Below are 20,238 nucleotides of genomic sequence, written 5' to 3' on the forward strand. Positions count from 1 at the left end.
GGCAAGCGCGGGCATGTGGATACCGGTCAGAAATCCTTGTTTTCATAGGCTTCCAGGGCAATCTTGCGCCCTTCGGAGGCATCGACCACCGGATCGGGATAGTCGTCGTCCGGCGAAAGCGCCCAGGATCGCGGCACGGCGTCGAAATAGGCCAGCGCATCGGCCGGCGGGTCGTCCTGACCCTCCGCGATCCAGCGCCGCAGATAGGCACCGTCGGGATCGAACCGCTTGGCCTGCGTGAGCGGGTTGAAGACCCGGAAATAGGGCGTGGCGTCGGGGCCGGAGCCCGCGGACCACTGCCATCCCATCGCGTTGGAGGCCGGGTCCCAGTCGATCAGGTGCTCCTCGAACCAGCGCATCCCGATCTTCCAGTGCGTCAGCAGGTGCTTGGTGAGATAGCTCGCCACGACCATCCGGGCGCGGTTGTGCATCCGCCCCGTGACATACATCTCGCGCTGGCCGGCATCGACGAAGGGAATGCCGGTACGCCCGCGGCGCCAGGCGGTCACGCGCGGATCGTCCTCGTCCTCGTTCCAGGGAAAGGCATCCCACTCTTCCCGCCAGTTCGAGGTTGCGAGGCGCGGGGTGTGATGGAGCAGGTGATAGGCGAACTCGCGCCAGACGAGCTCCTTCATGAAGGTTTCCGCGCCCGGTTTGCCCTCCTCGCGGGCGCGGATCGCGGCGTGCCAGCACTGATGCGGGCTGATCTCGCCCAGCGAGAGGTTCTCGGACAGCGCCGATGTGCCGTCCTCGGCGGGCAGATCGCGGCTGTCGTCGTAGCCCGCCACGATCCCGTCCATGAACTGCGCGAGCCGGTCGCGCGCGGCGGCCTCGCCCACGCGGGCGAAGCACGCCACCACCTCCGCGCCGCGCCTCATGGCGCGCCCCAGTTCCCAGTCCGAAAGGCTTTCGCTTTCGGGCCAGGCGTCCGGGGCCGGCACACGGCCCGGTGCGGGGTGCGGCGCGTCCACGTCGCGGCCCGACACGGCGCGCCAGAAGGGCGTGTAGACCTTGTAAAAGCTGCCCTGCCCCGTCTCCACGGTCCAGGGCTCGAACATCAGGTGGCCGCCGAAGCTGCGCGCCTCCATCCCGTCCTCGCGGAGCGCCGCCTTGACCTCCTTGTCGCGCGCCACGCTGTCGGCATCATAGGCGCGCGTCCACCAGACCGCGGCGGCCCCCGTCTCGGCGGCGAGGGCCCGCAGCGCGGGCAGCGCGGCGCCGGCGCGCAGAACGAGGCGGCTGCCGGCATCCTGCAACTCCGCCGCGAAGCGTTCCAGCCCGAGGCCGAGGCGGAACTTCGGCGCGGCGCCAAGCCGATCGACCAGATCGTCCCGCAGGAAGACCGGGATCACCGGCCGCCGCGACGACACGGCGGCGTGAAGCGCGGGGTGATCGGCCATCCGCAGGTCGCGGCGAAACCACAGAATGATGGGCGCGTTGTCGCTCAAGACGCTCTCCGGCTCAGGTCAGAGCGGGAACATAGCCCGCGCGGGGCGGGATCAAAGGGCCGCGTCGAGCGCGGCGATCAGGCGGTCGACCTCCTCCGCGGTGGTGTAGTGCACGAAGCTCACGCGCAGCACCCCGTGTTCGGGATCGATCCCCATCGCGCGAAGCGGCCGGTGGGCGTAGAAATCCCCGCCGCCGGCCATGATGCCGTGCGGCGCAAGCCGCGCGGCCGCCTCCGCGCCCGGCCGCTCCAGCGCCACCGCGACCGTGGGCGCCCGCGCTTCGGCGCGGGCCGGACCCAGAAGGCGCATGTCGTCGCGCCCGGCCACGTGATCGAGCAGCGGCTGAAGAAGCGCCGTCTCGTGGGCGCGGAAAAGATCGTGCACCGCGGCGGCGCGATCGGCCGCGCGCTCCGCGGTCACGCCGTGATGGGCGGCGAGCGCGTCCCAGTAATCCGCGATCCCGGCGCAGGCCGCCACCTGCGCATGATCCGGCCCGGCGGGAACGAAGCGTTTCTCGGGAACGTCCGCGTTGAAATGATGCCCCTGCACCGGCAGCAATTGCGCGAGCGCGCGCCGGATCACCATGGCGCCCTGGTGCGGCCCGTAGGTCTTGTAGGTCGAGAAGAGGTAGATGTCGGGTCCCAGCCGGCCCACATCGGGCAGCCCGTGGGGCGCATAGCTCACCCCGTCCACGCAGACGAAGGCGCCGGCGGCATGGGCGATGGCGCTGATCTCGACAACGGGGTTCACCTCGCCCACCACGTTCGAGCAGTGGGGAAAGCAGACGAGCCGCACCTTCTCGTCGAGCAATGCGGCCAGATCGTCGGGGTCGAGCCGTCCGGTTTCGGGGTCGACAGCCCATTCGCGGATCTCGAAGCCCTCCTCGGCCAGGCGCCGCCACGGGCCGGAATTGGCCTCGTGGTCCTGGTCGGTGACGACGATCGCCTCGCCCTCGTCCATGAACCCCGCGAAAGCGCGCGCGAGCACATAGGCGTTCTGGGTGGTGGAGGGCCCGAACGACAGCTCGTCCTCGCCGACACCCAGCAGGGCGGCCATGCGGCCGCGCGCCTCGTCCATCTCATCGCCCGCCAGCCGGCTTGCCTCGAACGGGGCGTAGGGCTGAACCTTGCGCGCCCGGTAGAACCGCGTGAGGCGCTCGATCACCGGGGCGCAGGCGTAGGACCCGCCCGCGTTCTCGAAGAACGCCTGACCCTCGAGCGAGGGCTCGGCGAAGGCGGGAAACTGCGCCCGCGCGAAATCCACATCCAGCATCATGGGGCGCACTCAAAGCGTGTCGGGCGCGCACCGTCAAGCGCGCGCCCGATCCTTGTTCTCAGCCGGGTCCTGTCTCGGGCCCGGCGATGCCGGGCGGGACGCGAGGGGACGAACGCCCCCTCGCGTCATGTCTCAGCCCCGGGGCTCGGACATGAGCCCGCGAAGGATCGCGTAGCAGATCATCAGCAGGATCAGCGTGAAGGGCAGACCGGTGGAAATCACCATCGCCTGCAAGGCCGTCAGCCCCCCGCCGACAAGCAGCGCGATCGCCACGAGCCCCTCGAAGGTGCACCAGAACACCCGCTGCGGCACCGGCGCGTCGACCTTGCCGCCGGCGGTGATCGTGTCGATCACGAGGCTGCCGGAGTCCGACGAGGTGACGAAGAACACGATCACGAGCACGATCCCGATGGTCGAGGTGATCGCCGCCAGAGGCAGGCTTTCCAGCATCGCGAAGAGCGAAAGTTCAGGCGAATAGCTGTCGATCACGTTGGCCTTCACCGCGCTGGTGTCGGGGTTCGCGATCATGTCGCTGATCGCCGAACCGCCGAAGACCGCCATCCACAGGATGCAGACGAGCGACGGGATGATCAGCACGCAGGTGATGAATTCGCGCACCGTGCGGCCGCGGCTGACCCGCGCGATGAACATGCCCACGAAGGGCGACCAGCTGATCCACCAGGCCCAGTAGAAGGCCGTCCAGCCCTGCATGTAGCCGGTGTCCTCGCGCCCGAACGGGTTCGACAGCGGCACGACCTCGCGCGCATAGGCGCCAAGACCCGCGACGAATTCCGAAAGGATCGTCGCCGCGCCGGCCGTGAACAGCACGAAGATCAGCAGCAGCGTCGCGATGCCCATGTTGATCTCGGACAGCACCTTCACGCCGCCGTCGAGGCCGCGCAGCACCGAGATGAGCGCGATGCCCGTGATCGCGACGATCAGGAACACCTGGAAGCCGACGCTGCCCGGATCCTCGGGGAAGCCATAGACGTAGGACATGCCCGCGGCCGCCTGCTGCGCCCCGATGCCGAGCGACGTGGCAAGGCCGAAGAGCGTGGCGAAAACGGCCAGCGTGTCGATCGTGTGGCCCCACCAGCCCCAGACGCGCTCTCCGAGGATCGGGTAGAAGGCCGAGCGGATCGAGAGCGGAAGGCCCTTGTTGTAGGAGAAGAGCGCCAGTGCGAGGGCCACCACGGCGTAGATCGCCCACGGATGCAGCGCCCAGTGATAGGACGTGGCCGCAAGCGCCATGCGCCGCGCCTCCTCGACGTTGGCGGCGATCAGGTTGCCATCGTCGTCGAAGGGTCGGACGGTGCCGAGCGGCGCATCCCCCCAGGGCGTGCCGAAGTAATAGGCGGGCTCGAGCACGCCGAAGAACATCAGCCCGATCCCCATGCCGGCGGCGAACAGCATCGCGAACCAGCCGAGATAGCCGTAATCCGGCGTGGCCTCCGCCCCGCCGAGGCGTACTGCCCCCCAGGGCGACACGATCAGGAACAGGCAGAAGATCACGAAGACGTTCGCCGAAAGCAGGAAGAACCAGTCGAAGGTCGAGGTCAGCGTCGGGCGCAGCCAGCCGAAGAAGTCCGAAGCCTGCTGCGGCAGGATCAGCGCGTAGGCCACGAAGGCCACCACGACGAGGCCCGAGATCACGAAGACCGGGTTGTGAATGTCGAAACCGAAGGGACCGACCTTCCCTTCGATGTTGTCCTGACCGATCTCGTATTCGGTCTCGATGATGTCCGATTCGCCTTCCGGCGCGGGGACACCCTGACTTGTTTCGTCGGCCATTTCCGGCCTCCCTTGGTTGATGTCGTTTCTTGCCGACCGGCCACGCGTCCGCGTGGCCGTGCCGCCCTAGCGGACGAGGAAGACGGACGCTTTCGCATGCTCCGCCACGTAGCCGCCATTCGACGGCCAGACGTAGTCGCTGAAATTGGGCGGATGGGTCGCCATCACGACGAGGTCCGCTCCGGTCTCGTCCACCGCCTTGAGAAGCGTGGGATCGAGGTCGATGGTCGGATCATGGCTCGTCAGCGCATGGGACGACGTTTCGATCCCGTGCGTGTCGGCCTGTTCCTTCGCGAACGCCTCGAGCTTCTGCGCGAACTCCTGCGGCGTGTGGGCGATCTTGCTGGGCTGCCCGGTCGTCACGGCGACATAGACCACCTGCGCCTTGTAATGCGTGGCTAGGTCGGCCGCGCATTGCAGCGTCTTCTCCAGCGTTTCGACATGGGCCAGGTCCACTGGCGTCATGATCTTGCTAAACACGTCGTCACTCCCTCCTGTGCGCGCCGTGGCAGAAACCGGCAACGGCCCTCGGGCAGGCGCTGACCGGCGCGTCGCGTATCGTGTGGACCCGCAGCCTTGGCTGCGTGGATCTTGAGACGTAAACGTTAGCGCGTTCTGGCCGCGGAAAGCAAACCGCGTTCCGCGGCCCTGATCAAAAAAAACGCGCAAGTCGAACCGTCAGCGTTATTGACTTTTCAACGCCTTGCGACCCCGTCGCGTCTTGCGGCCCATGTGCGCGCCTAAAGATCGATCACCACCCGGCCCTTGACGCGCCCGGCGAGGATCTCGGCGCCGAGGCGCGGCAGATCCTCTAGGCCGGCCGGCTCGATCATCGCCTCCAGCTTTTCCATGGGCAGATCGCGCGCGATTCGCTCCCAGGCGCGCACCCGGTTGTCGTAGGGCTGCAGGACCGAATCGATTCCCAGCAGGTTCACCCCGCGCAGGATGAACGGCGTGACGAGCGCCCCCTCGATCGCCGCGCCGCCGGCAAGCCCCACGACCGCGACCGAGGCGCCGTATTTCATCTGCTTGAGCACACGTCCCAGCATGGGCCCGGCCACGGCGTCCACGCAGCCCGCCCAGCGTTCAGACTCGAGCGGCTTGCGCGTCACCTCGGTCAGTTCCTCGCGCGGCACCACCTCCGTCGCGCCGAGACCCCTGAGATAGTCGGCCTGCTCCGGCCGGCCGGTGACGGCCGCCACCTCACGCCCGAGCTGCGCCAGGATCGCCGTGGCGACCGACCCCACGCCCCCCGCGGCGCCGGTCACCAACACGGGCCCTTGATGGTCGGCGAGCCCGTGATCCTCGAGCGCCTGGATCGCCAGCATCGCGGTCAGGCCCGCGGTGCCCACCGCCATGGCCTGCCGCGTCGTCATGCCCTCGGGCAGCGGCACCAGCCAGTCGGCCTTCACCCGAGCCTTCTGCGCGTAACCGCCCCAATGGGCCTCGCCCACGCGCCATCCGGTCAGCACCACCTTGTCGCCGGGCTTGTAGCGCGCGTCCGAAGAGGCCTCGACGGTGCCGGCGAAATCGATGCCCGGCACATGGGGATAGTGCCGCACGAGGCCGCCGCCCGGGCCGATGCAGAGCCCGTCCTTGTAGTTGAGCGTCGAATGCTCGACGGCGACCGTGACCTCGGCGTCGGGCAGATCGCTCTCGGAAAGCTGCTTCACCTCGGCATGGGTCTTGCCCGTGTCCTCGTCCTTCTCCACCACCAGCGCGTCGAACATCGGTCTCTTCCTCCTTCGCGGGGCGCGATGCCCCCGGGGTTTCTCGTGAGAGGCCCCGCCGGGCCCCGTCGCGTCACCCTGCGCCACGGGGGCGCTCGAAGCCAAGGCCCCTCTTTCGGCAGAAGGCAGGGATCGGCGGGCGCGGTCGCATGTCCCGCCGTGATCGGCTGGGCGTGGATGACCGAGGGCGGCGGGTCGCGTGCGCGGGAGGGGCGGCGGAATCCCCCTTCAAATGCCCGCCGCGCGCTCCTATATTGGCTGTGTCTCGCAAGAGACTATGGACATAAACGCGCGCGGAATAAGCGGTTCGGACCCGGGGGCGGTACCCGGCGGCTCCACCATAACCCTGCCTCGTTGGGGCGGACACGAGGGGCCGAAACAGGATCGACGAACGTGTAAAGGCGTGGCTTTGTCCCGGTGAGGTACCACCGTTATCGGTCCGTAACGCATAGTTGCCAACGACAACCGTGCTCCGGTCGCGCTCGCTGCGTAAGCAGCGCGCAAGACCGAAACTTAAGTCCTAGCCTCTAGCAGGGTTAGGCGGGGTTCGCAGGCACCTGGCAACAGAAGCCTGCACTTTCCCCACTCCGCAGCGGCCCGCGCACCTTCTGCGACCCGGACTGCCCCTTTCGAGGCCCCCGAAGGCCCGCCTGCGCGCCGCTGGGGCGCGAACACACGCGTGCCCTTCCGTTTCTGTCCGAATCCCTTATGGTCAAGGCGAAACCGAGCCGGGCAGAGGCCATGACCGACAGCATCGACTACGGCAAGCTCATGCACAACGCCATGCGCGGCCTGATCCGCGAGGTTCTCTCGGTCGTGGCCGAGCATGGGCTGCCCGGCGAACACCATTTCTTCATCACCTTCGACACGCGTCACGCCGACGTCGATATCGCGCCTTGGCTCTGCGAGCGGTATCCCGACGAGATGACCATCGTCATGCAGCAGTGGTTCGACGCGCTTCAGGTCGGCGAGGACGGCTTTGCGGTCACGCTGAACTTCGGCGATCAGCCCGAGCGCCTTCACGTCCCCTACGACGCGATCCTGACCTTCGTGGACCCTTCGGTAGAGTTCGGCCTGCGCTTCGAGGCGCACGCGGAACCCGAGGCATCCGAAGGCGGCGAGGAAGAGGCGCCCCACCTCGCGGGCGAGGAAGACGGCGCGGCGGACATCCACGTGGCCGAACCGGAAGACGCGCCGAAGAAGGACGCGGACGTCGTCAGCCTCGACAAGTTCAGGAAGTAGCCGCGGCGTTGTCTTGCGCGGCGGGGGCGGCTAAAGGTATGCGACCGCATGCCAGAGGAGCCCGCGCATGACCGACACCCGCACCGAGAGCGACAGTTTCGGCCCCCTCGCAGTGCCCGCCGACAGGTATTGGGGCGCGCAGACCCAGCGATCGATCATGAACTTCCCGATCGGCTGGGAGCGTCAGCCCGTGGCCATCGTCCGCGCCCTGGGCGTCGTCAAGCGCGCCTGCGCCGAGGCGAACAAGGCCAGCGGCAAGCTCGACGCGGACCTCGCCGACGCGATCATCGCCGCCGCGCAGGAGGTGATCGACGGAAAGCTGGACGACAATTTCCCCCTCGTGGTCTGGCAGACGGGCTCGGGCACGCAGTCCAACATGAACGCCAACGAGGTGATCGCGAACCGCGCCATCGAGATGTTGGGCGGCGAGATCGGCTCAAAGGCCCCGGTGCACCCGAACGATCACTGCAACATGGGCCAGTCGTCGAACGACACCTTCCCCACGGCCATGCACATCGCAGCGGCGACGACTGTGCACGACACGCTTCTGCCCGGGCTGGAGAAGCTCGCGGAGGGGCTGGAAGCCAAGTCCGAAGAGTTCCGGGACATCATCAAGATCGGCCGCACCCATACGCAGGACGCGACACCGCTGACGCTGGGCCAGGAGTTCTCGGGCTACGCGCACCAGGTCCGGAAAGGGATCGAGCGGATCAGGCTGGCACTGCCCGGCATCTACGAGCTGGCGCAGGGCGGCACGGCCGTGGGCACGGGGCTCAACACCGCGAGGGGCTGGGATACCACGGTGGCGGCCAACATCGCGGCCATCACCGGCCTGCCCTTCGTCACCGCGCCCAACAAGTTCGAGGCGCTCGCCGCCCATGACGCGATGGTCTTCATGTCTGGCGCGATCAAGACGGCGGCGATGGCCTGCTACAAGATCGCCAACGACATGCGCTTCCTCGGGAGCGGCCCACGCTCGGGGCTGGGCGAGCTGATCCTGCCCGAGAACGAGCCGGGATCCTCGATCATGCCCGGAAAGGTGAACCCGACCCAGGCCGAGGCGCTCACGCAGGTCTGCGCGCATGTCCTCGGCAACGACGCGGCGATCTCCTTCGCGGGCAGCCAGGGCCATTTCGAGCTCAACGTCTACAACCCGATGATGGCCTACAACCTGCTGCAATCCATGACGCTTCTGGGCCAGGCGGCCGACAGTTTCACCGAGCGGATGCTCATGGGCACGAAGGCGAATGTCGAACGGATCGACAAGCTGATGCGCGAAAGCCTGATGCTGGTGACGGCGCTCGCCCCCGAGATCGGCTACGACAACGCCACGACGGTGGCCAAGACGGCGCACAGGAACGGCACCACGCTGCGCGAGGAGGCGGTGCGCCTCGGCTTCGTGGACGAGGAGACCTTCGACCGCGTCGTGCGCCCCGAAGAGATGATCGGGCCGAAATGACGACGCCGGTGAACCTCAACCGCTACCGCAAGGCCAGGGCGCGGACAGAGGCGAAGGCCCGCGCCGACGAGAACGCGGTGAAGTTCGGGCGCACGAAGGCCGAGAAGCAGGCCGCCCGCGCCGAGGCCGAGCGGATCGTCCGGGCGCTCGAGGGGCTGAAACGCGAGGAATGAGCGCGCGGCCCGTCAAGCGCTCGCTGACGCTGCGGGGCCACCGCACCTCGGTGTCGCTCGAGGAGGAGTTCTGGCGCGCCTTCCGCGAGATCGCGGCCGAACGCGAGCAGAGCGTGAACGGCCTCGCCGCCGAGATCGACGCGGCACGCGGGCTGGAGACGGGGCTCGCCTCGGCCATCCGCGTCCATGTTCTGGAACACTACCGGCAGAAGGCGCGCGACGGCTGATCGTGCCGGCCGGCCCCGCTCAGACAGAGGCGCGGTAGATCTTGTCGATGTTCGCGCCGAGGGCCGCCTCGAACTCCGCGTCCGACATCTGCTTCGTCAGCCCCTCGGTGAGCGCGCGCGAGAAGGAGGCGATCATCCCGGTGTTCCGCGCGAGCCGGGCGCAGGCGTCCTCGGTGGAGTAGCCGCCCGAAAGCGCCACGACGCGCAGTACGCGCGGATGGGCCATGAAGGGCGCGTAAAGATCGTCCTGCGACGGGATCGTGAGCTTCAGCATCACCGGCGCCTCGCCGGGCAGCGCGTCGAGATGCGCGGCGATGCGGTCGCGCAGGATCGCCTCCGCCTCGGGTTTGGTCTGCGAATGGATGTCCACCTCGGGCTCCACGATCGGCACCAGCCCATGGGCCATGATCTGCCGCGCCACCTCGAACTGCTGGTCCACAACGGCCTCGATGCCGGCGGCGTCCGCCTCTTGGACGACCGAGCGCATCTTGGTCCCGAAGATGCGTTTTTCCACCGCCGTCTTCAGAAGCGCGTCGAGATCGGGCATCGGCTTCATGAGCTGCACGCCGTCGGCCTTCTCCGCGAGGCCCTTGTCCACCTTGAGGAAGGGCACCACCCCGCGCTCCTGCCAAAGGTAGCCGGGCACGGGCTTGCCGCCCACCTCGCCGTTCATGGTCCGCTCGAAGAGGATCGCGCCCAGCACCTTGCGGCTGTCGAAATCCGGGGCCTGCATGATCCGCGCGCGCATGGCGTGGATCTCGGCGAACATCTCCTCCTCGCCGGAATAGGCGTCTTCCGGCACGCCGTAGAGGCGCAGCGCCTTGGGCGTGGAGCCGCCCGACTGGTCCAGCGCGGCGATGAAGCCCTGCCCCTCGGCGATCTGGCGGCGCTGCTCTGTCAGGCGGTCGGCGTCGGTCATCGGGGCTTCCTCCGGGCTCTTGCGGGTGTCGACGGGTCATGCCGCGCCGCCGCGCGCCCGTCAATCCCGGCGCCGCACCCGCAGCCAGATACCGTCGCGCGCGCGCACCGTCAGATGGGCCACCGGCACGGGCGGCGGGCGGTCGGCGAGCTCCACCCGGACATCGCGCAGCAGCCGCGACAGAAGCAGCACCCCTTCCATCATGGCAAAGCCCGCGCCGGTGCAGACCCGAGACCCCGCCGAGAACGGCATGTAGGCCACCCGCGCCGAGGCCCTGCCCTCTTCGGTCTCCCAGCGGGCGGGGTCGAACCCGTCCGGGTCGTCCCAGAGCCGCGTGTGCCGGTGCTGGTGCCAGGGCGACAGCACGATCTGCGCGCCGGGGGCCACGTCGCGGCCGCGGAAATGTTCGGGCCGCGTGGCCTCGCGCACCATCATCGGGACAGGCGGATAAAGGCGCAGCGTCTCGCGGAAGACGTCGCGCGCCACGCGAAGCCGCGAGACGCAGGCGAAATCAGGGGCGAGATGGGCGCGGGCCTCCTCGGCCACCTTGTCCTGCCAGTCGGGAAAGGCCGCCATGAGGTAGAGCGCCCAGGCCAGCGCCGAGGCCGAGGTCTCGTGGCCCGCGAGGAAGAAGATCGCGACCTGGTCCACCATCTCGGCCTCGGTGAAGGTCTCGCCCGTCTCGGGATCGCAGGTGGTCATGATCTTGGTGGCAAGGTCGTCCGGCGCCTCTCCCGCCGCGATGGCCTGCATCCGCCCGGCGGTGAGCTCGGCAAGAAGGGCGCGGATGGCGCGCGCGGCACGGCGCGTCCCGCCTCGATGACCGCGCGGCGCCCAGCGCGGCAGGCGCAGGAAGGCGGCGGCGTTCAGAATGGGCTGGCTGCGCTGGTAGGCGCGGAACTCACGGAAGACCCGGGTGGCGATCCGGTCCTCGATCGGGATGGAAAAGAGCGTGCGAAAGATCACGTCGGCGGCCGCGTGGCTTGTTTCGGCTTCGATCTCGACAGTGTCGCCCGCCCGCGCGGCGAGCCGCGCCGCCGCCGCCTCGCCGGCATCCCACATCGCCGGGAAGGTCTCGCGCAGGCGCCCACCGTCGAAGGCCGGGTCGATGATCCGGCGCTGGCGCTTCCACGTGGCGCCGTTGGTGAGGAACACGCTCTCGCCCAGAAGCGGGCGCAACCCCTCGGAAACCCGCGCGGATTTCGGGAAGTCGTCGGGGCGTTCCTTCAGCACGAGGTCCACAAGCGCAGGGTGGTTCACGAGGTAGGAGCGGAAGAAGGGCGTGCGGAACTCCGCCATCCAGGCGCGGTAGAGACGCGCGGGCTGCGCCGACAGGATGTCCTGCCGGAAAAGCCGGAGATAGCGCCATGGCGAGACGCGATCGGGCCGGGCGGCGGGCTTCGGCGGGATCATGCGGCGCGGCCGCGATAGCCGGACACCGCCCGTTCGATCCGCGAGCGCGAGGGCCGCCGCCCGGCGAAGCGCTGCGCGAGCGTCTTCGGCCCGGCGGTGATGCGGAAATAGTCGTAGTCGCCCGGACGGTCGAAGGCGCAGAGATACTGGAAATGCAGCCGAAAGAACCGCCAGCGCAGCGCCTTCCAGCGCGCGGGCGACAGCGTCTGGGTGAAGGCCGCCGAGATCACCAGCGGCCAGCGCTTGCCCGGGGCTGCCACGCCCGAGACCGCGACGGGGTCGCAGAGCGCGAAGGCACAGCCGTCGCCGGGCGCCGAGACGTCGACCCAGGTGATCTCGTCGCGCGCCGAGAGGAAGGCAAGGTCGGCGCGAAGGCGATCGGCGCCGGGCAGGAAGGAGACCATGGGCACCACCTGGCCGAGGCTGAGAAAGGACAGCGCCGGCCCCTCCGCGGGCACCCGGCCCTGCCGGACGAGGTCGGCGAGCGCGGAGACGGCGAGATGCGCGCCAGACGAATGGCCGACCACGAGCAGCTCGTCCACATCCTCTGCGAGCGCCTCGGCGATCCGGTCGGCGAAATCGGCAAGCCGCGCCTCGAGCGCGGGCGGATTGGCGCCGCGACACCGCGCGGCGAAGGCAAGGTCGTGCATCAGGTAATAGGCGTAGAGCTTCGCGTCCCGGGCGCGGAACCACCGCAGCACGAACCAGCCGGCGAGCGCGCCCGGCAAGGCGCCGGCAAGCGCGCCCCATCCCTCCGGCGCGCCGCCCGCCGACCACAGACGCGCGACCGCCCCCGACATCAGAACGCCCGCCGCGACGGCGAGCACCAGCTGCAAGAGCAGCATCGCGACAGGGTAGAACCCGGCGATGACCGGCCCCTTCCGCAGACGCATCAGCCGGAAGAGCGCCCCTGTCGAGATATAGACCCAGGCCGTGCGCAGAAGCTGGGCGTAGGTGCCGGCGATGGAGTGCGACATGCTCTCCTGCACGATATCCGACCAGACGAACACCTCGATCGCGGCCTCGCTCCGCGCGCCGTCCATCTCGGCCGTCACCTGCCAGCCAGGGGCCTGCCCGCCGCCCGGCAAGAGCGCGATGGTGTAGCCCGAGATCCCCGCCTGTCGCGCGGCCTCCTTGCGGTAGAGTTCGCGGTAGCGGCGCGGCGGAAAGGGATCGTAGCCGGGGATGTAGAACACCCGCCGACGCGCCACCTTCCCCGCCTGAGCCGCGCGCATCGTCATGGATGTCGAGTGTAGCCGCCCATGCGGGCGAGAGTAAGGCCGCGCCGGGGCGTGGCCCTCAGCCGAGCGCGGCGAGCGCCGGGAAGGTTTCGAGCAGCCAGAACGAGAAAGCGGAGAAACCGCCCGTCAGCATCATGAGCCCGATGGTCCAGAGCAGAAGGCCCATCACCCTCTCGATCCGGTCCATGTGCCGCTTCATCCACGCCATGAGTCCGCCCATCCGCGGCAGGAAGGCCGCCACCAGCAAAAACGGCACGCCGAGCCCGATCGCGTAGACGGCAAGAAGGGTCGTGCCGCGCGCCACGTTCGCCTCGGACGCGGCGAGCGACAGGATCGCGCCCAGCTGAGGCCCGATGCAGGGCGTCCAGCCGAAGGCGAAGGCAAGCCCAAGTATGTAGGCGCCGAAGGCCGTCCCCCCGTGATCGCCCGCGTCGATCCGCGCCTCCATGTCGAGAAAGCCCAGCCGGTAGACGCCCACGAAATGCGCCCCGAACGCCATCACCAGCAGTCCCGCGACGGTATTGAACCAGCCCTGGTAGGCCAGAAACACCTGCCCCACAGCGGAGGCGGTGAAGCCCAGGAAGAGGAAAACGGTCGACAGGCCCAGCACGAAGAAAAGCGCGGGGAAAAGGGCCCGGTTGCGCCCCTCGCCCGCGCTCAGCTCGGTCACCGTCACGCCGCTCATGTAGGCGAGGTAGGGCGGCACGATGGGCAGCACGCAGGGCGACAGGAAAGAGATGACGCCGGCGAACATGGCCACGAGCATCGCGGGCAGCAGGCTGGCGTCGATGATTTCTATTCCGAACATCGTTCCTCACATAGGCGATCGGCGCGGGGCCGTCACCCTCTGGGTCCTCACATCCGCGTGGACAGAACGGCGCAGGCCGCCTATGCCACCGCCATGACCGAGGAGCTGGACGCCCGCGGGCTCAAATGCCCGCTTCCCGTGCTGAAATTGCGCAAGCGCCTCGCGGCGCTGCCGCCCGGTGCGCGCCTGCGCCTGCTTGCCGACGACCCCGTCGCTGTGGTGGACGTTCCGCATTTCTGCCGCGAAGCCGGGCACAGCCTGGAAGAGACCGCCGAGGCGGACGGGGCGCAAAGCTACCTCATCCGCCGCGGCGACTGACACCCGGGGCTCAGCGTCCCAGCGACCACCAGCCGCGCCGCCGGGGCTTCGACCGGTCTTCCTCGGTCGTCTCCTCGGCGCCCACGGGTTCGGGCGTCTTGTCATCCTCGCCCGGCTTCGGCGCGGGTTCGGCCGGCGTCTCCGCGGCGGGCGCGGGCGCCTCTTCGGCGGGGTCGGGCGTCTCGGCGGCCGCCGGGGCGGGCTCACCGGCATCTTCCGCCGCAGGCGCGGGCGCCTCCGCCTCGGCAGGTGCGGGCGCCTCGTCCGCGGGCGCGGGCGCGGGCGTTTCTTCCGCCGCAGCCGCGGGCGCCTCGGTTGCGGGCGTTTCTTCCGCCGCGGCTGCGGCCGCGGGCTCCTCCTGCGCAGGCTGAGCCTTGGGCTTTCCGCGCGAGCGGGTGGTCGGCTTGCGCCTGGGCTTGGCCGGCGCCTCCGCGGCGGCGGGTTCCTCCGCGGCCTCCCCGGCCGCGGGCGCGGCGCCGGATCCGGCCCCCGCCCCTGCGGCGCGCTCCTCCGCGGCCTCTTCACGAGGCTCGGTCGCGGGCTGTTCCCCGGCTTGCGGGGCCTCGCCCTCGCCCGATTTCGACGATTTGCGCTTGCGCCGGCGCCGGCGCTTCTTCTTGGGCTTCTCCTCGGACGCGGCCGGGGCTGGCGCCTCTTCGGGCGGCAGGTTGTCCGGGGCCGCCTCGTCTTCCTCGTCGATGGTGTCCATGAGCGAGGCGTTGGCCGACACGACCGGCGCGGTGACCTCGGGGACCGTTCGGGTCGCCGTCTTGAGCTTCTCGACGGTGAAATCGGGGCTCACCAGCATCGGGTCGCCCTCGACGCGGACGGACAGGCCGTAGCGCGCCTCGATCTGTGCGACGTGCTCGCGCTTGTGGTTCATCAGGAAATTGGCGATGCCGACGGGGCATTTCACCACCACCTCGCGCGAGCGGCCGCGCACGCCCTCCTCCTCGATATGGCGCAGGATCGACAGAGCAAGGCTGTCATCCGACCGGATGAGGCCGGTGCCGTGGCAGGCCGGGCACGGCTGCGTCGTGGCCTCCAGCATGCCGGGACGCAGGCGCTGGCGGCTCATCTCCAGAAGACCGAAGCCCGAGATGCGGCCGACCTGGATGCGGGCGCGATCGGACTTCAGCTTTTCCTTGAGCTTCTTCTCCACGGCGGCGTTGTTCTTGCGCTCGTCCATGTCGATGAAGTCGATGACGATGAGCCCGGCGAGATCGCGCAGACGCAACTGTCGGGCGATCTCCTCGGCCGCCTCGAGATTGGTCTTGAGGGCGGTCTCCTCGATCGAGCCTTCCTTGGTCGCCTTGCCCGAGTTCACGTCGATCGCGACCAGCGCCTCGGTCACGCCGATCACGATGTAGCCGCCGGAGCGCAGCTGCACGGTCGGGTTGAACATCGAGGCGAGATAGCTTTCCACCTGGTAGCGCGCGAAGAGCGGAAGCGGATCCTGGTAGTGCTTCACGTTCTTGGCGTGCGACGGCATGATCATCTTCATGAAGCCCTTGGCGATGCGGTAGCCCGCCTCGCCCTCGACCAGGACCTCGTCGATCTCGCGGTTGTAGAGGTCGCGGATCGACCGCTTGATGAGGTCGCCCTCCTCGTAGATCTTCGCCGGGGCGATGGATTTGAGCGTGAGCTCGCGGATCTGCTCCCACAGGCGCTGCAGATACTCGTAATCGCGCTTGATCTCGGTCTTGGTGCGCTGCGCGCCCGCGGTGCGGATGATGAGCCCCGCCCCGGCCGGAAGCTCGATCCCCGAGGCGATCTCCTTTAGCTTCTTGCGATCGGCCACGTTGGTGATCTTGCGGCTGATGCCGCCGCCGCGGGCGGTGTTCGGCATGAGCACGCAATAGCGCCCCGCCAGGCTGAGATAGGTGGTCAGTGCCGCGCCCTTGTTGCCGCGCTCTTCCTTGACGACCTGGACCAGCATGATCTGCCGGACCTTGATCACTTCCTGGATCTTGTATTTCCGCGGGCGCGGCTTGCGCGGCGGGCGGATGTCCTCCTGGTCGTCGTCGTCGGACACCGCCTCGATGCTGTCGTCGCGTTCAGCGGCGTGATCGGCGGCCACGAAGGGCTCGTCGTCCTCGTCCCCGTCCGCAGCGGCGTGGCCGTTGTCACCGTTTTCCGGTTCCTCGACGGGCGTGTCCTCCACGCGCTCCATCGGAGAGCGGCCCTCTTCGTCCGCCTCCTCCGTTGCGGCCGACGCCTCGCCGGCTTGCGTCTCGACCGGTTCGGAGGCGATCACGGCGTCCTCGGCCTCGGTCTTGGCGGGCCGCGCGCCGCGACGGCGGCGCGTCGGCTTGGGCTTGTCCTCCTCGGCCTCGGCCTCGGCGCGCATCGCCTCGGCGTAGGCGCGCTCCTCCTCCATCAGCGCCTCGCGGTCCGCGACGGGGATCTGGTAGTAGTCGGGGTGGATTTCCGAGAAGGCCAGGAACCCGTGGCGATTGCCGCCGTAGTCCACGAATGCCGCCTGAAGCGACGGTTCGACCCGCGTCACCTTCGCAAGGTAGATGTTGCCCGCTAGCTGGCGCTTGTTCTCCGACTCGAAGTCGAATTCCTCGACCTTGTTTCCGTCCACCACCACGACGCGGGTCTCTTCCGCGTGGGTGGCGTCGATAAGCATCTTGTTTGCCATGTTATCCGTCTGCACGCAGCCGGCACGCCCCCCTGCAAGAGGCGGCGTGAGCGGCGGCCGTGTCTGGTCTGGGCGATGATCGCCGCGCTGACGGAGCAAGCCCCGGGGGCTTCGCTCTCATGATGTGCCTGTCGCGCGCGCGTCATCGCGTTTCTTCTCCGACATCCCGCTCGGGGACATCCGTTCAAAGCCCGGCGCGTCAAGCGCGGCGCGGGCAATCCTGTGCTGGCCCGAGGGGCCGGTCGGTCTGCTCCGGAGCGCCGGGCCGGATGGCCCGCGACTGTCAGAAACAGCAAAACGTCTGGCGGCCGCCGCAAAACTGCATGATGCGGCCTGCCTGACACCATAAGAGGAGTGCGCCGGCAATGACAATGGAGAAAACGCGCGGGCGCGGCGCGCCGGGCCGGCCGGCGCGGCCTTTCACAGGTAATCCGCCCGCTGAAGCCCGTATTTCGCCATCTTCTCGTTGAGCGTGCGCCGCGGCAGCGACAGTTCCTCCATCACCGCCGCGATGGAGCCCTTGTGCCGGCGCATCGTGTTGTCGATGAGCATGCGCTCGAAGGCCTCCACGTATTCCTTGAGCGGCTTGCCCTCGGTCGTCATCACCGGCTGCATGTCTTCGTGGTCGTTCATCAGGAGCGACGCGATGGAGCCCTGGCCCCGCCGCGCCTGCAGCACCGCGCGCTCGGCGAGGTTGATGAGCTGGCGCACGTTCCCCGGCCAGGGCGCCTGAAGAAGCTGCGCGGCCTCCTGCGCGGAGACCTCGGGCACCTCGCAGCCGTATTCCTCCGCGAACTGCTCGATGAGCCGGGTGAAGAGCGTAAGGATATCCTCGCCCCGCGCGCGCAGCGGCGGCACGGTGATCTTGAGCGCGGCCAGCCGGTAATAGAGGTCGGGCCGCAGCGCGTCCTCGCAGGTGCGCCCCTCGTCCTGCAGGTTCGAGATCGCCACGATCCGCGTCTCGGCGGGCTGGCCCTGGTCGTTGATCGCCGACAGAAGCCGCGCCTGCGCGGCCTCGGTCAGCGTCTCGATATCCTCCAGCACCAGCGTGCCGCCGCGCGCCTCCTCGAAGGCCGGCAGCCGCCCGTCCTCCGGCAGCATCGGGCCGAAGAGACGCCGGATCAGCGCGCTTTCCTCGAAGGCCGCGCAGGGCACCAGCACGAATTTCTTTCCCGCCCGCGAGCCCACGGCATGAAGCGCGTGCGCCACCAGCGTCTTGCCGGTCCCGGTCTCGCCGTCGATCAGGACATGCCCGTCGGCCTGCCCGAGATCGAGGATATCCTCGCGCAGGCGCTCCATCGCCGGGCTGGAGCCGATGAGCTTCTTCATGATCTGCCCGCCATCGGCAAGCTCACGGCGCAGCGCGCGCGCGTCCAGCGTCAGCCGGCGCGCGTTCGACGCGCGCTTCGCCAGCTCGGTCATCCGGTCGGGGTTGAAGGGCTTTTCGAGGAAGTCGAACGCGCCGAGGCGCATCGCCTCCACCGCCATCGGCACGTCGCCGTGGCCGGTGATCATGATGACCGGCAGCGCGCTGTCGGCGCCCATCAGCTTTCGCAGGAACTGCATGCCGTCCATGCCGGGCATCTTGATGTCGGTGATGACGATGCCGGGATAGTCCGGGCCGAGCGCCTTCAGCGCCTCCTCGGCCCCCGCGAAGGTCTCCGTGTCGTAGCCCGACAGCGCAAGCCACTGGCTGATCGACTGGCGCATGTCCCGCTCGTCGTCGATGATCGCGATCTTCATCGCCTTGGTCATGGCACGCTCACTCCGCGGCTCTTGGTTCTTCGGTCAGGACCGGCAGCTGCATCTCGAACACTGCGCCGCCCGCCTCGGCGTTGCGCGCGGTCAGCCTGCCGCCGAGATCGGCGACGATGCCGGAGGAAATGGCAAGCCCCAGCCCGACGCCCTCGCCGGGCTGCTTCGTCGTGTAGAAGGGTTCGAAGAGCGCGTCGAGATCCTCGATGCCCGGCCCGTTGTCGCGCACGGTGAACACCGCGGTCTCGCCGCTGGCGAGAATGATGTCGATCTCGGGCGCCGCCTCCCCGCGGGTGGCGTCGATGGCGTTGCGCATGAGGTTGACCATCACCTGCTCGATCCGCACCCGGTCCCCCATGACGATGACCGGCTGGCGCGGCAGGACCCGGTTGATGCGGATATTGCCCTGCCTCAAATGCGGCTCCATCATCGACAGGACCGAGGCCAGCGCCTCGCCGAGATCGACCGGCGCGAGACCCTGGTCCCCCTTGCGGGCATAGGATTTCAGCTGCCGCGTGATCGCGCCCATCCGCTCGATCAGGTCGTCGATGCGGTGAAAGGCGGCCACCGCCTCGTCGGGCCGGTTGCGCCGCAGCAGAAGCCGCGCGCCGGCGAGATAGGTCTTCATCGCGGCGAGCGGCTGGTTGAGCTCGTGGCTGACCGCGGCCGACATCTCCCCCAGCGCGGCGAGCTTGGAGGACTGCGCCAGCGTCTGCTCGGCCACGGCGAGGGTCTCCTGCACGCGCTCGCGCTCGGCGATTTCCCGCTGAAGCCGCTGGTTGAGCGCGCGAAGTTCCGCCGACTCACGCTGGAACAGCGCCATGCGGAGCGCCGTCTTGCGCGACAGGAAGTAGAAGCTCAGCGCCAGCAGGATCGCGAAGCCCATGATCTCCAGCGCGAGAACGGCGTTCACCCGCTCGCGCACCGACGCGTAGGTGGTGAAGCTGGCCATGCGCCAGCCGCGGAACGGCAGGCGTGTCTCGGTGCGCATCACCGCCTGCCCGCCCAGGTAGGCGTCGGCGGGCAGCGCGGTCCAGTCGGCCGTGGCCTGGATCGCGCGCTCGATCGCGCTGTCGGGGGGCTCGCGCTCGAGCGCCGCGTCCTCGGTCAGCCCGCGCCAGCGCGGCTCGGTCGACAGGATGATGCTGCCCTCGCTGTCGGTGACCAGAACCGCGTCCGAAATGCCGGCCCAGGCGCGCTCGAACTTGGCGAGATCGACCTCGACCACGATCACGCCGAGCACGCCGCCCTGCCCCTCGACCCGGCGCGAGTACATAAACCGATAGCCGCCCGCCTCGCGCGGCAAGGTGGTGAAGACCGTGCCGGACGCGCGCAGCGCTTCCACGAAATAGGGCTCAGAGCGATGCGTCGCGCCCAGCTGGTTGCGGTCCGTCGCTGCCACCGTCCGCCCGTCGCGGTCCAGCAGAGTGAGCGATGCCGCGCCGATCTCGTCGACGAAGCCGATGAGCCGCTGGGTGGACTGGCTGTAATCGCTCGAACTCAGCGCGTTGATGAGCGCGGGATCCCGCGCGAGAAGCTGCGGGACGATGGCGTTGCGCCGAAGCTCCGACAGAAGGTTGCCCGAGTAGAGCGCGAGCCGCAGTTCGGCACGGTTGCGCGTCGTCTCGGTGAACCGCTCGGTGAGCAGGTGGTTGGTCAGCCAGACGGTGATCGCCGCCAGGCCGAGCAGCAGAAGAAGCGCCAGGCGCACCTTCCACCCGATGGGCCCGGTCCGGCGACCGAGCGACGTCATGGGCACGAGCTTCGTCATGTGCCGAGATTACGGGGCGGG

General features: G+C 69.0%; 17 protein-coding genes and 1 other RNA gene. 6 read left to right on the forward strand and 12 right to left on the reverse strand.

Going from position 1 to position 20,238, the window contains the following annotated elements; translation table 11 throughout:
- Window positions 1–26: 26 nt before the first annotated feature.
- The 5 genes from AB6A69_RS07350 to AB6A69_RS07370 all read right to left on the reverse strand — a co-directional run bounded on the left by AB6A69_RS07350 (window position 27) and on the right by AB6A69_RS07370 (window position 6,244).
- The gene (locus AB6A69_RS07350; protein WP_371060282.1) at window positions 27–1,448 is read right to left on the reverse strand and encodes a deoxyribodipyrimidine photo-lyase; all 1,422 of its coding nucleotides are present in this window, start codon (window positions 1,446–1,448) and stop codon (window positions 27–29) included.
- 51 nt (window positions 1,449–1,499) lie between these two features.
- Window positions 1,500–2,723, reverse strand: a complete 1,224-nt coding sequence (locus AB6A69_RS07355; protein ID WP_371060283.1) for an aminotransferase class V-fold PLP-dependent enzyme — start codon at window positions 2,721–2,723, stop codon at window positions 1,500–1,502.
- Window positions 2,724–2,855: 132 nt separating this feature from the next.
- Window positions 2,856–4,514, reverse strand: coding sequence for a BCCT family transporter (locus tag AB6A69_RS07360; protein WP_371060284.1), 1,659 nt, complete (start codon window positions 4,512–4,514; stop codon window positions 2,856–2,858).
- 66 nt (window positions 4,515–4,580) lie between these two features.
- Entirely contained in the window at window positions 4,581–4,994 is a 414-nt protein-coding gene (locus AB6A69_RS07365; protein WP_371054371.1) for a universal stress protein, read from the reverse strand.
- A 260-nt stretch (window positions 4,995–5,254) separates the two neighbouring features.
- The gene (locus tag AB6A69_RS07370; RefSeq protein WP_371060285.1) at window positions 5,255–6,244 is read right to left on the reverse strand and encodes an MDR family oxidoreductase; all 990 of its coding nucleotides are present in this window, start codon (window positions 6,242–6,244) and stop codon (window positions 5,255–5,257) included.
- 223 nt (window positions 6,245–6,467) lie between these two features.
- Here AB6A69_RS07370 and ssrA point away from each other — a divergent pair.
- From ssrA to AB6A69_RS07395, 5 genes are all read left to right on the forward strand, one after another.
- Window positions 6,468–6,822: a transfer-messenger RNA gene (gene ssrA / locus AB6A69_RS07375) on the forward strand.
- 163 nt (window positions 6,823–6,985) lie between these two features.
- Window positions 6,986–7,486 carry an SspB family protein gene (locus AB6A69_RS07380; protein WP_371054373.1) on the forward strand — a complete coding sequence of 167 codons (501 nt, stop codon included), beginning with the start codon at window positions 6,986–6,988 and terminating at the stop codon, window positions 7,484–7,486.
- A 67-nt stretch (window positions 7,487–7,553) separates the two neighbouring features.
- Window positions 7,554–8,945 (forward strand): class II fumarate hydratase, encoded by a 1,392-nt coding sequence (gene fumC / locus AB6A69_RS07385; protein WP_371060286.1) that lies wholly within the window; start codon window positions 7,554–7,556, stop codon window positions 8,943–8,945.
- Entirely contained in the window at window positions 8,942–9,118 is a 177-nt protein-coding gene (locus AB6A69_RS07390; protein ID WP_371060287.1) for a DUF4169 family protein, read from the forward strand. Before fumC ends, AB6A69_RS07390 begins: the two co-directional genes overlap by 4 nt.
- Entirely contained in the window at window positions 9,115–9,345 is a 231-nt protein-coding gene (locus AB6A69_RS07395; RefSeq protein WP_371060288.1) for a ribbon-helix-helix domain-containing protein, read from the forward strand. Before AB6A69_RS07390 ends, AB6A69_RS07395 begins: the two co-directional genes overlap by 4 nt.
- A 19-nt stretch (window positions 9,346–9,364) precedes the next feature.
- Here AB6A69_RS07395 and AB6A69_RS07400 read toward each other — a convergent pair whose 3' ends face one another.
- From AB6A69_RS07400 to AB6A69_RS07415, 4 genes are all read right to left on the reverse strand, one after another.
- Entirely contained in the window at window positions 9,365–10,264 is a 900-nt protein-coding gene (locus AB6A69_RS07400; protein ID WP_371060289.1) for a fructose bisphosphate aldolase, read from the reverse strand.
- A gap of 60 nt (window positions 10,265–10,324) precedes the next feature.
- Window positions 10,325–11,677, reverse strand: a complete 1,353-nt coding sequence (locus AB6A69_RS07405; RefSeq protein ID WP_371060290.1) for a cytochrome P450 — start codon at window positions 11,675–11,677, stop codon at window positions 10,325–10,327.
- On the reverse strand, window positions 11,674–12,912 hold the full coding sequence (locus tag AB6A69_RS07410) for a hypothetical protein (RefSeq protein WP_371060364.1): 1,239 nt from the start codon (window positions 12,910–12,912) through the stop codon (window positions 11,674–11,676). The genes AB6A69_RS07405 and AB6A69_RS07410 overlap by 4 nt, the downstream gene beginning before the upstream one ends.
- Window positions 12,913–12,976: 64 nt before the next feature.
- The gene (locus AB6A69_RS07415; RefSeq protein WP_371037680.1) at window positions 12,977–13,726 is read right to left on the reverse strand and encodes a cytochrome c biogenesis CcdA family protein; all 750 of its coding nucleotides are present in this window, start codon (window positions 13,724–13,726) and stop codon (window positions 12,977–12,979) included.
- Window positions 13,727–13,819: 93 nt separating this feature from the next.
- Here AB6A69_RS07415 and AB6A69_RS07420 point away from each other — a divergent pair, with 93 nt between their 5' ends.
- Window positions 13,820–14,044: a sulfurtransferase TusA family protein gene (locus AB6A69_RS07420; RefSeq protein ID WP_371037973.1), complete on the forward strand. Its 225-nt coding sequence runs from the start codon at window positions 13,820–13,822 to the stop codon at window positions 14,042–14,044.
- A 10-nt stretch (window positions 14,045–14,054) separates the two neighbouring features.
- Here the strand turns inward: AB6A69_RS07420 and AB6A69_RS07425 are convergent, their stop codons facing one another.
- The 3 genes from AB6A69_RS07425 to AB6A69_RS07435 all read right to left on the reverse strand — a co-directional run bounded on the left by AB6A69_RS07425 (window position 14,055) and on the right by AB6A69_RS07435 (window position 20,217).
- Window positions 14,055–16,691, reverse strand: a complete 2,637-nt coding sequence (locus AB6A69_RS07425) for a ribonuclease E/G (RefSeq protein WP_371060291.1) — start codon at window positions 16,689–16,691, stop codon at window positions 14,055–14,057.
- Window positions 16,692–17,111: 420 nt separating this feature from the next.
- Window positions 17,112–18,446 (reverse strand): sigma-54-dependent transcriptional regulator, encoded by a 1,335-nt coding sequence (locus AB6A69_RS07430; protein WP_371037682.1) that lies wholly within the window; start codon window positions 18,444–18,446, stop codon window positions 17,112–17,114.
- A 7-nt stretch (window positions 18,447–18,453) separates the two neighbouring features.
- Complete coding sequence (locus AB6A69_RS07435) at window positions 18,454–20,217, reverse strand: ATP-binding protein (RefSeq protein WP_371060292.1); 1,764 nt, start codon at window positions 20,215–20,217, stop codon at window positions 18,454–18,456.
- Between the last annotated feature and the right edge of the window lie 21 nt (window positions 20,218–20,238).

This window comes from Rhodosalinus sp. 5P4 (genome assembly GCF_041365695.1).
Classification (GTDB): Bacteria; Pseudomonadota; Alphaproteobacteria; order Rhodobacterales; family Rhodobacteraceae; genus Rhodosalinus.

Bases quoted from the DNA above. Each gene is read 5' to 3' on its own strand.
- AB6A69_RS07435 (WP_371060292.1), bottom strand. From the start codon at position 20,217: ATGACGAAGCTCGTGCCCATGACGTCGCTCGGTCGCCGGACCGGGCCC.
- AB6A69_RS07425 (WP_371060291.1), bottom strand. From the start codon at position 16,691: ATGGCAAACAAGATGCTTATCGACGCCACCCACGCGGAAGAGACCCGC.
- AB6A69_RS07430 (WP_371037682.1), bottom strand. From the start codon at position 18,446: ATGACCAAGGCGATGAAGATCGCGATCATCGACGACGAGCGGGACATG.
- AB6A69_RS07410 (WP_371060364.1), bottom strand. From the start codon at position 12,912: ATGCGCGCGGCTCAGGCGGGGAAGGTGGCGCGTCGGCGGGTGTTCTAC.
- AB6A69_RS07390 (WP_371060287.1), top strand. From the start codon at position 8,942: ATGACGACGCCGGTGAACCTCAACCGCTACCGCAAGGCCAGGGCGCGG.
- AB6A69_RS07355 (WP_371060283.1), bottom strand. From the start codon at position 2,723: ATGATGCTGGATGTGGATTTCGCGCGGGCGCAGTTTCCCGCCTTCGCC.
- AB6A69_RS07405 (WP_371060290.1), bottom strand. From the start codon at position 11,677: ATGATCCCGCCGAAGCCCGCCGCCCGGCCCGATCGCGTCTCGCCATGG.
- AB6A69_RS07420 (WP_371037973.1), top strand. From the start codon at position 13,820: ATGACCGAGGAGCTGGACGCCCGCGGGCTCAAATGCCCGCTTCCCGTG.
- AB6A69_RS07370 (WP_371060285.1), bottom strand. From the start codon at position 6,244: ATGTTCGACGCGCTGGTGGTGGAGAAGGACGAGGACACGGGCAAGACC.
- AB6A69_RS07400 (WP_371060289.1), bottom strand. From the start codon at position 10,264: ATGACCGACGCCGACCGCCTGACAGAGCAGCGCCGCCAGATCGCCGAG.
- AB6A69_RS07380 (WP_371054373.1), top strand. From the start codon at position 6,986: ATGACCGACAGCATCGACTACGGCAAGCTCATGCACAACGCCATGCGC.
- AB6A69_RS07360 (WP_371060284.1), bottom strand. From the start codon at position 4,514: ATGGCCGACGAAACAAGTCAGGGTGTCCCCGCGCCGGAAGGCGAATCG.
- AB6A69_RS07395 (WP_371060288.1), top strand. From the start codon at position 9,115: ATGAGCGCGCGGCCCGTCAAGCGCTCGCTGACGCTGCGGGGCCACCGC.
- fumC (WP_371060286.1), top strand. From the start codon at position 7,554: ATGACCGACACCCGCACCGAGAGCGACAGTTTCGGCCCCCTCGCAGTG.
- AB6A69_RS07415 (WP_371037680.1), bottom strand. From the start codon at position 13,726: ATGTTCGGAATAGAAATCATCGACGCCAGCCTGCTGCCCGCGATGCTC.